Annotated in this window: 12 protein-coding genes and 1 pseudogene; 7 read left to right on the forward strand and 6 right to left on the reverse strand. The window is 72.7% G+C overall.

Annotation, left to right across the window (positions count from 1 at the left end):
• A partial coding sequence (locus tag AC3ETA_RS41665) for a methyltransferase (protein WP_432198158.1) occupies positions 1-1130 on the reverse strand: 1130 nt, incomplete at its 3' end.
• A gap of 85 nt (positions 1131-1215) precedes the next feature.
• Here AC3ETA_RS41665 and AC3ETA_RS41670 point away from each other — a divergent pair.
• The 3 genes from AC3ETA_RS41670 to AC3ETA_RS41680 all read left to right on the forward strand — a co-directional run bounded on the left by AC3ETA_RS41670 (position 1216) and on the right by AC3ETA_RS41680 (position 3692).
• Positions 1216-1860, forward strand: a complete 645-nt coding sequence (locus AC3ETA_RS41670; protein ID WP_432198114.1) for an alpha-ketoglutarate-dependent dioxygenase AlkB family protein — start codon at positions 1216-1218, stop codon at positions 1858-1860.
• A 36-nt stretch (positions 1861-1896) separates the two neighbouring features.
• On the forward strand, positions 1897-3135 hold the full coding sequence (locus AC3ETA_RS41675; protein WP_432198115.1) for an ROK family protein: 1239 nt from the start codon (positions 1897-1899) through the stop codon (positions 3133-3135).
• 107 nt (positions 3136-3242) lie between these two features.
• Complete coding sequence (locus tag AC3ETA_RS41680; protein ID WP_432198116.1) at positions 3243-3692, forward strand: RpiB/LacA/LacB family sugar-phosphate isomerase; 450 nt, start codon at positions 3243-3245, stop codon at positions 3690-3692.
• Here AC3ETA_RS41680 and AC3ETA_RS41685 read toward each other — a convergent pair.
• The 3 genes and pseudogenes from AC3ETA_RS41685 to AC3ETA_RS41695 form a co-directional block, all read right to left on the reverse strand.
• Positions 3589-4441 (reverse strand): annotated as a pseudogene (locus AC3ETA_RS41685) (phosphotriesterase family protein). The gene AC3ETA_RS41680 and the pseudogene AC3ETA_RS41685 overlap by 104 nt on opposite strands.
• On the reverse strand, positions 4438-5022 hold the full coding sequence (locus tag AC3ETA_RS41690; protein WP_432198117.1) for a DUF4865 family protein: 585 nt from the start codon (positions 5020-5022) through the stop codon (positions 4438-4440). The pseudogene AC3ETA_RS41685 and the gene AC3ETA_RS41690 overlap by 4 nt, the downstream one beginning before the upstream one ends.
• 36 nt (positions 5023-5058) lie before the next feature.
• Positions 5059-5649, reverse strand: a complete 591-nt coding sequence (locus AC3ETA_RS41695) for a TetR/AcrR family transcriptional regulator (protein ID WP_432198118.1) — start codon at positions 5647-5649, stop codon at positions 5059-5061.
• A gap of 192 nt (positions 5650-5841) precedes the next feature.
• Here AC3ETA_RS41695 and AC3ETA_RS41700 point away from each other — a divergent pair, with 192 nt between their 5' ends.
• Genes AC3ETA_RS41700 through AC3ETA_RS41710 form a run of 3 tightly spaced genes read left to right on the forward strand, consistent with a single transcriptional unit; the run spans position 5842 to position 9439 of the window.
• Positions 5842-6126 carry an SHOCT domain-containing protein gene (locus AC3ETA_RS41700; protein ID WP_359043680.1) on the forward strand — a complete coding sequence of 95 codons (285 nt, stop codon included), beginning with the start codon at positions 5842-5844 and terminating at the stop codon, positions 6124-6126.
• Positions 6123-6881, forward strand: a complete 759-nt coding sequence (locus AC3ETA_RS41705) for an ABC transporter ATP-binding protein (RefSeq protein ID WP_432198119.1) — start codon at positions 6123-6125, stop codon at positions 6879-6881. Before AC3ETA_RS41700 ends, AC3ETA_RS41705 begins: the two co-directional genes overlap by 4 nt.
• Entirely contained in the window at positions 6878-9439 is a 2562-nt protein-coding gene (locus AC3ETA_RS41710) for an ABC transporter permease (RefSeq protein ID WP_432198120.1), read from the forward strand. Before AC3ETA_RS41705 ends, AC3ETA_RS41710 begins: the two co-directional genes overlap by 4 nt.
• 109 nt (positions 9440-9548) lie before the next feature.
• On the opposite strand, the gene AC3ETA_RS41715 is transcribed toward AC3ETA_RS41710, so the two are convergent.
• Both AC3ETA_RS41715 and AC3ETA_RS41720 read right to left on the reverse strand, forming a co-directional pair.
• Positions 9549-10100 carry an ATP-binding protein gene (locus tag AC3ETA_RS41715; protein WP_432198121.1) on the reverse strand — a complete coding sequence of 184 codons (552 nt, stop codon included), beginning with the start codon at positions 10098-10100 and terminating at the stop codon, positions 9549-9551.
• 184 nt (positions 10101-10284) lie between these two features.
• On the reverse strand, positions 10285-10608 hold the full coding sequence (locus tag AC3ETA_RS41720; RefSeq protein WP_030955556.1) for a hypothetical protein: 324 nt from the start codon (positions 10606-10608) through the stop codon (positions 10285-10287).
• Between the two features lie 340 nt (positions 10609-10948).
• Between AC3ETA_RS41720 and cds1 the strand changes: the two genes are divergently transcribed.
• A complete protein-coding gene (cds1, locus tag AC3ETA_RS41725) occupies positions 10949-12073 on the forward strand; it encodes an L-cysteine desulfhydrase Cds1 (RefSeq protein ID WP_432198122.1) in 1125 nt (374 codons plus the stop codon).
• Positions 12074-12174: the final 101 nt, after the last annotated feature.

Here is a 12174-nt window from a genome sequence, read left to right on the forward strand (position 1 = left end):
CGCTTGACGGCGCGCAGCACCACGAACTTCGGGTCCCCGGCGACCAGTTCACTGTTCCCGAACAGCCGCCGCAGCTTCACGTGGTACCCGAGATGCCGGTTGCCGATCACCCACAGCTCGCCGCCCGGCCGCAGGGCGCGCCTGGCGCCCGTGAACATGCGCCAGGCCGTCGCGTCGGTCGTCGCCTGGTGCGAGTGGAACGGCGGGTTGTTCAGGACGAGGTCGACACTGCCGGCCGGCACGCCCGCCATGCCGTCGCCCACCCGGAACTCGGCGTGCCCGGGCACCCCGTTGGCCCGGTACGTCGCCTCCGCCGAGGCCACGGCCTGGAACGACTCGTCCACGAACAGCACCTCGGCCTCGGGATTGGCCAACCCGACCGCCGTACCGACGATGCCGTTGCCGCAGCCGAGGTCCACCACCCGCTGCGCGCCCTTGCCGTCGGGCAGATGCCCCAGGAAGAACCGCGTCCCGATGTCGAGCCGGTCGGCGCAGAAGACGCCCGCGTGATTGACCACCGTGCCCTGCGAGACCGCACCGATGCCGTCGGGGAGCGTGTAGGCGTACGGCCAAGGGTTGGCGGCCGGCTCCTGGGACGGCTCGGGTGTGCAGAAGATCAGCCGGGCCTTCTTCTCCGCGAGCGAGGTGCGGGTCGGGCCGAGGATCCGCTCGAACAGCTGCAGCGTCGAGGTGTGGATCTCCTTCACCATGCCCGTGCCGACCACCACCGTGCCCTCGTGCACCGCGGGCGCCAGCCTCAGCAACTGGTCCTCCAGCAGCGCCAGGCTCTTCGGCACCCGCACCAGCAGGACGTCGATCCGGTCCGGCGGCGCGTCCTGCGTGGTGAGCAGCCGGACCGTGCCGGGCTCGACGCCGTGCCGGGCGAGGTTGGCGCGGGTGGCCTCCTGCGTGAGGTACGAGTCCGTGATCTGCGTCGGCCGGTGCGCGGCGAGCGCCGTGACCAGTGCGCCCCAGCGGTCGCCGACGACCACGACCGTGCCGGACAGCGGGACCTCCCGCTCCGCCAGGTGCCTGAGGAGGTACTCGTCGGAGGCGTCCCAGGCACGCAGCCGCTCGCGCGGGTCCTCGGGGAAACGGGTCAGGGCCAGGTCGCCCCAGGGCGTCGTCATACGGTCGTTCATCGTGCGTCCAGGCTAGCCGAGCCGCAGCTCACGGCCGGTGGGGAGGAAGAGCCGGTGGGGGAGGATGGGAGACATGGACGCCGAGCTGTTCCCCCGGGAGCGTACGGAGGTCACGCCGGGGGCGGTGCATCTGCCCGACTGGCTGGACCCGCCGGCCCAGCGCGAGCTGCTGGAGGCCTGCCGTGACTGGGCCCGCCCACCGGCCGGCCTGCGCACGGTCCGCACCCCCGGCGGCGGCACCATGACCGCCCGGCAGGTCTGCCTGGGCCGGCACTGGTACCCCTACGCCTACGCCCGCACGGTCGTCGACGGCGACGGCAGCCCGGTGAAGCCGTTCCCCGACTGGCTCGGCGAGCTGGGCCGCCGCGCGGTGCGGGACACCCTGGGCGAGCCGCACGCGGCGGCCTACGACATCGCACTGATCAACTTCTACGGCGCCGACGCCCGCATGGGCATGCACCGCGACAGCGACGAGAAGTCGCACGCGCCGGTCGTGTCCCTGAGCCTCGGCGACACCTGCGTCTTCCGCTTCGGCAACACCGAGACCCGGACCCGGCCCTACACGGACATCGAGCTGCGCAGCGGCGACCTGTTCGTGTTCGGCGGCCCCGCCAGGCTCGCCCACCACGGAGTGCCGAAGGTGTACCCGGACACCGCACCGCCGGAGTTGGGGCTGACCGGGCGGCTGAACATCACGCTCAGGGTGGGCGGGCTGTAGGCCGGCCCGCTCGCGGATCATGGGAGACTCGCCCTCATGAGCGGCAAGGCGGACCCCCGGCCGGCGGGGGAAGGGACCACCTCGAGGACGCGGTTGGACCGGGGGCGCGGTGCGCTCGGGCCCGCGTTGGAGCTCGTGCACACCGGACGGGCGCCCACGCGTGCCGTCCTCACCGCCGAGCTCGGGGTGACCCGGGCCACGGCCGGCGCGGTCGCCGCCGAGCTGGAGGCGCTCGGGCTGATCCGGGTCGACGCCCGGCCCGCCGCGGCGGCCGGTTCGCAGGGGCGGCCCTCGCACCGGCTGTCGGTCGCCGAGGACGGGCCCGTCGTCCTCGCCGCACAGGTCCACGCCGACGGGTTCCGCGCGGCGCTGGTCGGCCTCGGCGGACGTATCGTCGCCACCGCGCCCGGCTGCGAGACCGTGGACGCCGATCCGGCCAAGGTGCTCGGCTCGGTCGTGGAGGCGGGCGCCGACCTGCTGCGCACGACCGGGCGGCGCTGTGTCGGGGCCGGACTCGCCGTACCGTCCGCCGTCGCCGAGCCCGACGGTCTCGCACTCAACCCGCTGCACCTGGCCTGGCCGGTGGGCGCGCCGGTGCGCCGGATCTTCGCCGAGTGCGTGCGCGCGGCGGGGATCACCGGTCCGGCGTTCACCGGCAACGACGTCAACCTCGCCGCGCTCGCCGAGCACCGGCACGGCGCGGGGCGCGGTGCGCGTGACCTGCTGTGCGTGGCCACCGGGCACCGGGGCGTCGGCGGGGCGCTGGTGCTGGACGGCCGTCTGCACACCGGCAGTTCGGGCCTGGCCCTGGAGGTCGGGCACCTCACCGTGAACCCCGAGGGCAGACCCTGCCACTGCGGCAGCCGCGGCTGTCTCGACGTCGAGGCCGATCCGTTGGCCTTCCTCACCGCGGCGGGGCGGGAACCGGGCCCCGAGGTCTCGCTGCTCCAGCAGTCCAAGGACCTCATCGGCAACCACTACGACGACCCCACCGTCCGCACGGCCACCGAGGCCCTCATCGACCGCCTCGGCCTGGGCCTGGCCGGTCTGGTGAACATTCTGAACCCGGACCGCATCATCCTCGGCGGCCTGCACCGCACCCTCCTCGACGCCGACCCCGAACGCCTGCGGGCCGTCGTCGCCGACCGCAGCCTGTGGGGCCAGAGCGGCAGCGTCCCGATCCTCGCGTGCACCCTCGACCACAACAGCCTGGTCGGAGCGGCCGAGTTGGCATGGCAGCCGGTGCTCGACGATCCGCTGGGAGCATTGACCTGACAGACCGACGGCCCACCGAGTCCGGGGGTGGGCATGTCCGCCTTCACCCCCACGACGGACGGCCGCCCCACCCGTGGGCGGTGTGCCTCGCCGAGTAGGCTCGGAACATGCGGATCTCCGTTTCCTCGGACATGGACGAATCGGTGGCGCGCTCGCTCGTCTCCGAACTGCGCGAGCGGGGCCATGAGGTGGTGGCCTACGGCGCACTGAGCCCCGGCTCCGACCCGCAATGGGCCGCCTGCTCCGAGGCAGCCGCCCGAGAGGTGGCCGCCGGCACCGCGGACCAGGCCGTGGTGTGCTGCTGGACCGGCACGGGCGCCTCGATCGCCGCGAACAAGGTGCCGGGCGTACGGGCCGCCCTGTGCACGGACGCCTACACGGCGGACGGCGCCCGCCGCTGGAACGACGCCAATGTGCTGGCCCTCGGCCTGCGGCTGACGTCCGAGCCGCTGCTCAAGGAGATCCTCGACGCCTGGTTCGCCGCTGAGGCCGGCACGGATGCCGAGGACCGGGAGAACGTGGCCCGTATCGAGCGGCTGGACCTCGGCCGGGCGTAGGCGCCGCATCGACGGCTGGACCTCGGCCGGCCCAGGGGCGGCACAGCACCCTCATCCGGCCGCCCGCACCTCCGGCACCCCGAGATCCTCGTACAGCCGGTGACGCTGGCCGGGGCCGAGCGTGCCGCACACGCGGCGAGCGTGCGGTCCGCCGGCCCGTGCGGGGCGGCCGAACCACCCGGTGCGGCGGGACGCCCGACTCGCCGCACAGAAGCTCCAGTACGTCGACCGCGCCCGTCCCCGCCTCCAGATGCACGGCGATCGGCGTGTCCGTCGCGTGGTGGGCCTCGGCCGCGGCGGTCATCGTCCAGCGGGCGTGCGCGTCGAGGGCGTGGAAGCCGCCCACGACCTTGACGATCCCCGCGCGCACTCCGGAGGTCCCGATGCCCACGGTCAGCTCGGACACGAGGACGTCGGCGAGTTTCCCGCGCACTTCATGGAGCAACTCCGCGGCGTGTGCGCCGCTTGGTGCAACCCCGTCGCGCAGACCAGGTGCACCCCGGCGGCCCGGGACGGCGGCGGCAGACCGGCGGCCCGGCGCCCCATGCCGTACGGCGTCCACTGCACCACCGCCGAACCGCCGAACCGCCCGCCGCCCGGAACGCGTCCAGCTCGGCACGCGCGGCGGAGGCGTCGTTCGGCTCCTGGCCGGGCAACGGAGGGCTGCTCAGGAAGAGGCTGTCGTGCGCGTCGCACCCGCCGGGCTCCTCGGACCGCACATCGCCGAGGACCGTACGGACCGCGCTCACCACTGCCTGCCGCGCGGCAGCGCACCGCGTCCCGGCGACGACAGGTGCAGCACCTGGTACACCTCGCCCTCGGCCTTGGGTGCGTCGTGCTCCCAGAGCGAGAAGTGGACCACCTCCCACGCGTGCGTGTCGACGACGGCAGCCGCCAGCACGGCACCGGCCCGCTCCGCCAGCCGCGCGGTCTCGTCCACGGCCTCCGCCACGACCGCGGCCAACTCCACGCCCTCCGGGACCCGTTGACACCGGCGCACCGCGAATGCCGCGGGGGAGTGGGCCGCGCCGCCCGCCTCGTGAGCGAGGCCCGTCCACTGCCGCACCCGTGGCCGCCCGAAGTCGTTCACGGGCCCCTGGAAGGCGCCGCCCCACAGGAAGGCGTTCATGCCCGCCACGGTGTTCCAGAGGTAGAAGGGCCCGTACTGGTTCACCGCCGACCCGCGCACCCCGCGCTCGCGCAGCAGATACGCCTTGACGCCGAGGCCGTCCCAGTCGTCCAGCAGATGCCCGACGCGGGCGACACGGGAGCGGATGACGTCCATGTCGTAGTCGGCGGGCAGGGTGAACTCGTACTGCATGGCGTGCATGCCAAGTCCCTCCTCAGGACGGGGAGTCGGACCTTCTCACGGAGTGCGGGTGTCCTCCCGCGGGGCGAGCAGCGACAGCAGCCCTCTGACACCCGCGTCGAAGGCGGCGGGTGCACCGGACGCGCGGGCCAGGACATAACCGCCCTGTACGGTCGCGACGACGGTCGCCGCGATCGACTCGCCGTCGAGGCCGGCCGCGAACTGCCCCTGCTCCTTGCCCTCCTCGACGATCCCGGCGAGCCGCTCCCGCAGCCAGTCCAGCGTCTCGTCGACGGGCGCCCGCAGTTCGTCGCTCGCGATCACGTCCGGGTCCATCGTCAGCCGCCCGACCGGGCAGCCGCGCAGCACATCGCGCTCACGCCGCAGATACGCCTCGATGCGCTCGTACGGTGTGCCCGGCCCGTCGAGTACTCCCGCGGCGGTAGCCCGCATCTCCTCGGCGGTCCGCCGGATCGCGGCCAGCGCGAGATCGGGTTTGCCCTTGAAGTGGTGGTACATGCTGCCCTGCCCGGCGCCCGCGCGCTCCAGGATGGCCTTGGGGCTGGTGCCGACATAGCCGCGCTCCCACAACAGCTCGCGGGTGGACTCGATCAGCCGGTCCGAGGTGCTCATACCGTCACTGTACATACTAGTAGTTACAGGAGTCGAGAGCGAAAGCGCCCCGCACGAGCTCCTCCGGAGCAGCGGAACCGGCCTCCCGTACTCCCCGCGAGGTACACGCACTGCCGCTTGCCGTACGACGACCCGGACCCCCTCCCGGCGCGAGTCTCGAGACATCACCGAACGATCCCACCGAACCGACTCGGGAGATGACTCGAGATGCAGACCCTGGCTCACTTCGCGGACGGCGGCCCCGGGCCGTGGATCCTCCTCTTCCCGCTGATCTGGGCGGCCGTCGTGGTCGGCGGCATCACGCTGCTGCGCCGCACGGTGTGGCGCGGACGCCGCGGCCCCTGGCGCGCCCCTGAGGTCGACGACAACTCGCCCATCGCCGTGCTCGGCCACCGCTTCGCCTCCGGCGAGATCGACGAGGACGAGTACTGGCGCCGGCTGTCCGTCCTGGACGAGCAGTTCGGCCGCAAGGGCAAGGGCGGTGCGGCATGACCGCCACGACCGCCACCACGATCACGCCGACGGCCGCCCGCGTGGTCGACGCCGTCAAGGTGTACGGCAGCGGCGACACCGGCGTGCGGGCCCTGGACGGGGTGAGCGTCGACTTCCCGGCCGGCCGCTTCACCGCGATCATGGGGCCCTCGGGCTCCGGCAAGTCCACGCTGATGCACTGCGCGGCCGGCCTCGACACCCTCACCTCGGGCACCGCCCACATCGGCGACACCGAGCTCAGCAGCCTCGACGACCGGCGCCTCACCCTCCTGCGCCGGGATCGCGTCGGCTTCGTCTTCCAGTCCTTCAACCTGGTGCCGACGCTGACCGTCGCGGAGAACATCACGCTGCCGCTCGACCTCGCGGGCGGCGACGGCGACCCGGAGTGGATCAGCGCCCTGATCGACGTCGTCGGCCTGCGTGACCGGCTCCACCACCGCCCCTCCGAGCTCTCCGGCGGCCAGCAGCAACGCGTCGCCGTAGCCCGGGCCTTCGCCGGCCGGCCGGAGGTCGTCTTCGCCGACGAGCCGACCGGCAACCTCGACTCCCGCTCCGGCGGCGAGGTCCTGGGCCTGCTCGGCCGCGCGGTGCGCCGGACCGCCCGGACGGTCGTCATGGTCACCCACGACCCGGTGGCCGCCGCCCACGCCGACGAGGTCGTCTTCCTCGCCGACGGGCGCCTGGTGGACCGTATGGAAGCGCCCACCGCCGACAAGGTCCTGGACCGCATGAAAGCCTTCGAGGTGCCGTCGTGAACGCCTCTGTCCGCCTCAGCGCCTCCTCCCTGCGCGCCCACAAGCGGCGCTTCGCCGGTACGTTCCTCGCGGTGTTCCTCGGTGTGGCGTTCCTCGCCGGCACCCTCGTCATGGGCGACACACTGCGTGCCAGTTTCGACACCATGTTCGGCAACGCGGCCGGCGGCACCGACGCCGTCGTGCGCAGCGCCGACGCCATCACCACGCCGGGCGAGAGCGAGGGCGTACGCGAACCGGTCGCCACCGACCTCGTCGGCACGATCGAGAAGGTCCCCGGCGTCGCGGCCGCCGCACCCAACATCCAGGGCGCCGGCCAGCTCATCGGCAACAACGGCGACCCCATCGGCGGCCAGGGCCCGCCCACCCTCGCCGGTAACTGGATCACCGACCCCGAGCTCAACGCCTACCAGCTCGCCGAGGGCCGTGTCCCACACAGGTCCGGCGAGGTCGTCATCGACCGCGGCACCGCCGAGCGCGGCGACCTGAAGATCGGCGACACGACCACCCTGCGCACACCCGACCCCGTCGAGGTGACCGTCGTCGGCCTCGCGACCTTCGGCGGCGAGGACGGTATGGCCCAGGTGACCTTCACCGGCATGACCCGCGCCGACGCGGAGAAGTACCTCACGGCCGCGCCCGGCGAGGCGGCGACCATCCAGGTGCGGGCCGGCCCCGGCGTCAGCCAGCAGGAGCTGGTCGACGCGCTGACTCCCGTGCTCCCCAAGGGAGTCGAGGCCATCACCGGCCAGGAGTCGGCCGAGGAGAACACCGACATGATCTCCGGCCGGTTCCTGTCGGTCTTCACCACCTTGCTGCTGGTGTTCTCCGGCGTCGCGCTGCTCGTCGCGACCTTCTCCATCCACAACACCTTCGCGATCGTGGTTGCCCAGCGCACCCGCGAGAACGCCCTGTTGCGGGCCCTGGGCGCCGCACGCCGTCAGGTCACCGCCGCCACCCTGGTCGAGGCGAGCGCCGTGGCCGTCACCGCGTCGGCGGCCGGCCTGGCGGGCGGCATCGGCATCGCGGCCGGACTCCAGGCACTGTTCCCGGCGATCGGATTCCCCTTCCCCGACGGTGACTTGGTGATCAGCGCCCTGTCCATGGCCCTGCCGCTGGCCGTCGGCGTCGTGGTCTGCCTCGGCTCCGCCCTGCTGCCCGCGGTACGCGCCGGCCGCACCGCGCCGCTGGCCGCCCTGCGAGAGACGGCGGTCGACACCTCCGGCGCCTCCCGCACCCGTGCCGTCACCGGCCTGGCGCTGATCGCCCTCGCGCTCGGCGTGACGCTCACCGGAGTCCTCGCCTCCCCGTCCATCTGGCTCGCGGCCACCGGCGCGGTCCTCGCCCTGATCGCCTTCGTGGTCCTCGGCCCGGTCGCCTCCACCACGGCCGTACGTGTCCTCGGCGGCCCCCTGGACCGACTGCGCGGCGTCACCGGCGGCCTGGCCCGGCGCAACGCCCTGCGCAGCCCGAAGCGCACGGCCGCCACCGCGAGCGCCCTGATGATCGGCGTGGCGGTGGTGTCCCTGTTCACCGTGTTCGGCGCCTCGCTGAAGGCGACCATGGACCAGACCGTGGCCCGCTCCTTCGCCGGCGACGTGGCCATCAGCACCCCGTCGTTCGGCGCGGGCGGCAGCGGCCTGAGCCCGCGCCTCGCCGGCGCGGTCCAGCGGCTGCCCGAGGTGGACACGGCCGTCGGACTCGGCCGCGGCGTCGCCGAAGTCGACGGCAGGGGACGGGCGCTGACGGTCACCGACCCCGTCGCCCTGGAGCGCACCTTCGACCTCGGCGAGATCCGGGGCTCGATGGACGGCCTCGGCACCGACGGCATCGCCGTCACCGAGAGCGAGGCCGGCAAGCAGCACCTGACGACCGGTGACAAGGCCCGGCTCACCTTCACCGACGGCCGTACGCGGACCTTCACGGTCCGCGCGGTCTACGGCCGGTCCGAACTCGCCGGCGACTACGTCATCACCCGCGACGCCTGGGCCCCGCACCGCACCCAGGACGCCGACACGCTGGTCGCCGTCTCCTTCAAGGACGGCGTCGGCACGGCCGACGGCAAGGCGGCGGTCGAGAAGGCCGCGGCACAGTACGGCAACCCGGAGGTGCAGACCCGCGACGAGTACGCGCAGTCCGCGGCGGGCGGCATCGACATGATGCTGACCCTCGTCTACGCGCTGCTCGCCCTCGCGGTACTCATCGCACTCCTCGGCATCGCCAACACGCTCAGCCTGGCGATCCACGAGCGCACGCGCGAACTGGGCCTGCTGCGGGCCGTCGGCCAGACCCGCGCGCAGGTGCGCGCCATGGTCCGCTGGGAGTCGATCCTGGTCGCGGCCTTCGGCACGGTCGGCGGCCTCGCCCTCGGCGGCTTCCTCGGCTGGGTCCTGGTCGAGGCGTCGGACGGCGCGTCCGACAGCGCCTTCGCCTTCGCGATGCCGCCCCTGCAACTCACGGTGGTGGCCCTGGTCGGCCTCACCGCAGGAGCCCTGGCAGGGCTGCGCCCGGCGCGCCGCGCGGCACGGCTGGACGTACTGCGGGCCATCGCCACGCAGTGACACGCGCGTGCCCCGCGCCCACGGGGTGCGGCAGGGCCCTCAGGGCCGACGGCCTGTCCACGGCCGCCGGTCCTGAGGGCCCACCCGTCGAAGCTCTCTCACCGCCCGGTCAGCCGACAACGGCCGACCGGGCGGGAGCGTGTTCGGGCCGGCGCAGGTCGACGCGCTGTCCGACCTCCGCGAACCGCCGCGCGGGCGTGTCCACGGCCACGGCCGTCGTCCGCTGCGGCGGGCGTGCGGGCGTGGCCCGTACCGCCGCCACGGGCGCCGGCAGCGAGAACCACACGACCTTGCCCGACTCGTCGGGCCGCACACCCCAGCTCTCGCTGACCGCGGCCACCATCGCCAGCCCGCGTCCGCAGGTGGCGAGCGCGTCGGTGCCCGCGGCTTCCGCCAGGACCGGCAGTCGGGGGTCGCAGTCACGCACCGAGACCGTGAGCCGGTCGAGCAGCAGCTCGATCTCGACGGTGCACGTCTTGTCGGGCTGGGCGTGCTGGTGGACGTTGGTCAACAACTCGGTCACACCGAGCGCGGCGCGGTCTATCAAGGGGTCCAGATGCCAGTAGCGCAACTGCGCAGAGACGATTCTGCGGACCTGGCCGATCCGCGACGGCAGGGCTTGGAGCTCCACCGTGCAGTGCCTGCTTGGGTAGCTGATCACGGCTGCGACTCCCCGACTGAAGAGGTCCGGAAGAACACGGAGTACGGATCCAGCAGGGTGCTTGAAGAAAACGGCCGCCTGCTGTCATGGCCGGCGGGCTGGTTCGCAGCGTTGTCGCCGGTAAACCCAGAGTGACGTGAGACCAGAGTGACGCAGGAGTTGCGACACCGCAACTCGCCGTGACTCAGCCCTTACGCCCCGCAGCCTTCCGTACGGCCTCGATGAACCGGCGCGCCGCGGGCGGACCGGGCTCTCCCGGAGCGGGGTCGTGGTCGCCCAACGTCAGTGAGTAGCGGTTGCCGTTGAGGTCGGCGAGCGCCCGGTCGTCGGCGGCGAACCAGGGCTTGGACGCCCGTACCGCCTGCACCGGCGCACTGTCGATCTCGCTGCCGTAGCTGGTGAGCAGTTGCAGCCTGCCGTCGCTTATCCGCACCTGTCCGGCCCGGGTCAGGGAGCGCAGTCGCTTCCCGATCCGCACGCCCGTGGCCCTGAACTCCGGCTCAGCCATGCCCCGCCCCTTAGCGCGTGTCGGTGTGCCGGTCCGTCCTTGTGGGCCGTGGCCGGCTCTGGTCGTGATCCAGTGTGCCCCCGTTCGGGAAACGCTGTCCCGTCCGGTGCAGTCTGCCCGCGGACCGCGTCGAGCACCAGTACGCACGTCATGCCGGGAAGGGGGCGTTCGGAGCACTCGCGCGAATGCGCCCCCGAGGGCTCGGTGAGACATCGGTCCAGGGCTGCCTTTGAGGCTCTCAAAGGTGTGTTTATGCAGGTGAGAAGCGTGCGGAAGATGTTTATGCTCGAAGCGACGGCGGCGCGAGCCGGTGCTGCCGCACAGCTTGAGGAGTACCGCCGTGAGCACCGTCCAGCAGACCCCGTCCGGCGTGACCCTCGACGTCGACCGCACCGACGCCGCCTACCGTGACTGGCTGAAAGAAGCCGTGCGCAAGGTCCAGGCCGACGCCAACCGTTCGGCCGACACGCACCTGTTGCGCTTTCCGCTGCCGGAGCGGTGGGGCATCGACCTGTACCTCAAGGACGAGTCGACGCACCCGACCGGAAGCCTCAAACACCGGCTCGCCCGCTCGCTGTTCCTCTACGGCCTGTGCAATGGCTGGATCCGGCCGGACCGCCCGGTGATCGAGGCGTCCAGTGGTTCGACGGCCGTCTCCGAGGCGTACTTCGCGAAGCTGATCGGTGTGCCCTTCATCGCGGTCATGCCCCGCACGACCAGCGCCGAGAAGTGCCGTCTCATCGAGTTCCACGGCGGACAGTGCCACTTCGTGGACGACTCACGGAAGATGTACGAGGAGTCCGCCCGCCTCGCGGTGGAGACCGGGGGCCATTACATGGACCAGTTCACCTACGCCGAACGGGCAACGGACTGGCGTGGCAACAACAACATCGCCGAGTCCATCTTCCGTCAGCTGGGGCTGGAGCGGTTCCCGGAGCCCGCGTGGATCGTCGCCACGGCAGGCACCGGCGGCACCTCGGCGACCCTCGCCCGGTACGTCCACTACATGCAGTACGACACCCGTATCTGTGTCGCCGATCCGGAGAACTCCTGTTTCTTCGAGGGCTGGACCAACGGCGATCCGGACGTCACCTGCGACTGCGGTTCCCGCATCGAGGGCATCGGCCGCCCGCGCATGGAGCCCAGCTTCGTGCCCGGTGCCGTCGACCGGATGATGAAGGTGCCGGACGCGGCGAGCGTGGCCGCCGTCCGCGCCCTGGAGCAGGCCATCGGCCGCAAGGCGGGCGGCTCGACCGGCACCGGGCTGTGGAGCGCCCTGAAGATCGTCGCCGAGATGGTCGCCGAGGGGCGCAGGGGGAGCGTGGTGACCCTGCTGTGCGACCCGGGCGACCGTTATCTCGACAAGTACTACTCCGACGCGTGGCTGACCGAACAGGGCCTGGACATCGCGCCGTACGCGAGGGCCATCGAGCAACTGCTGGAGACAGGCGTCTGGCCCGAGTGAGGGAAGCTCGGGCGGCCTGGTGCAACTGCCTTCGGCAGCGCGCTGAGCGGCCTCGGCGCAACCGCCCACGGTCGGGCAACCCCCTCAGAGGCGCGGGGAAC

Source organism: Streptomyces sp. bgisy027, from assembly GCF_057710365.1.

Excerpts from the sequence above, each read along its gene's own strand:
- AC3ETA_RS41670 (WP_432198114.1), top strand. The coding sequence starts at position 1,216 with ATGGACGCCGAGCTGTTCCCCCGGGAGCGTACGGAGGTCACGCCGGGG.
- AC3ETA_RS41675 (WP_432198115.1), top strand. The coding sequence starts at position 1,897 with ATGAGCGGCAAGGCGGACCCCCGGCCGGCGGGGGAAGGGACCACCTCG.
- AC3ETA_RS41680 (WP_432198116.1), top strand. The coding sequence starts at position 3,243 with ATGCGGATCTCCGTTTCCTCGGACATGGACGAATCGGTGGCGCGCTCG.
- AC3ETA_RS41690 (WP_432198117.1), bottom strand. The coding sequence starts at position 5,022 with ATGCACGCCATGCAGTACGAGTTCACCCTGCCCGCCGACTACGACATG.
- AC3ETA_RS41695 (WP_432198118.1), bottom strand. The coding sequence starts at position 5,649 with ATGTACAGTGACGGTATGAGCACCTCGGACCGGCTGATCGAGTCCACC.
- AC3ETA_RS41700 (WP_359043680.1), top strand. The coding sequence starts at position 5,842 with ATGCAGACCCTGGCTCACTTCGCGGACGGCGGCCCCGGGCCGTGGATC.
- AC3ETA_RS41705 (WP_432198119.1), top strand. The coding sequence starts at position 6,123 with ATGACCGCCACGACCGCCACCACGATCACGCCGACGGCCGCCCGCGTG.
- AC3ETA_RS41720 (WP_030955556.1), bottom strand. The coding sequence starts at position 10,608 with ATGGCTGAGCCGGAGTTCAGGGCCACGGGCGTGCGGATCGGGAAGCGA.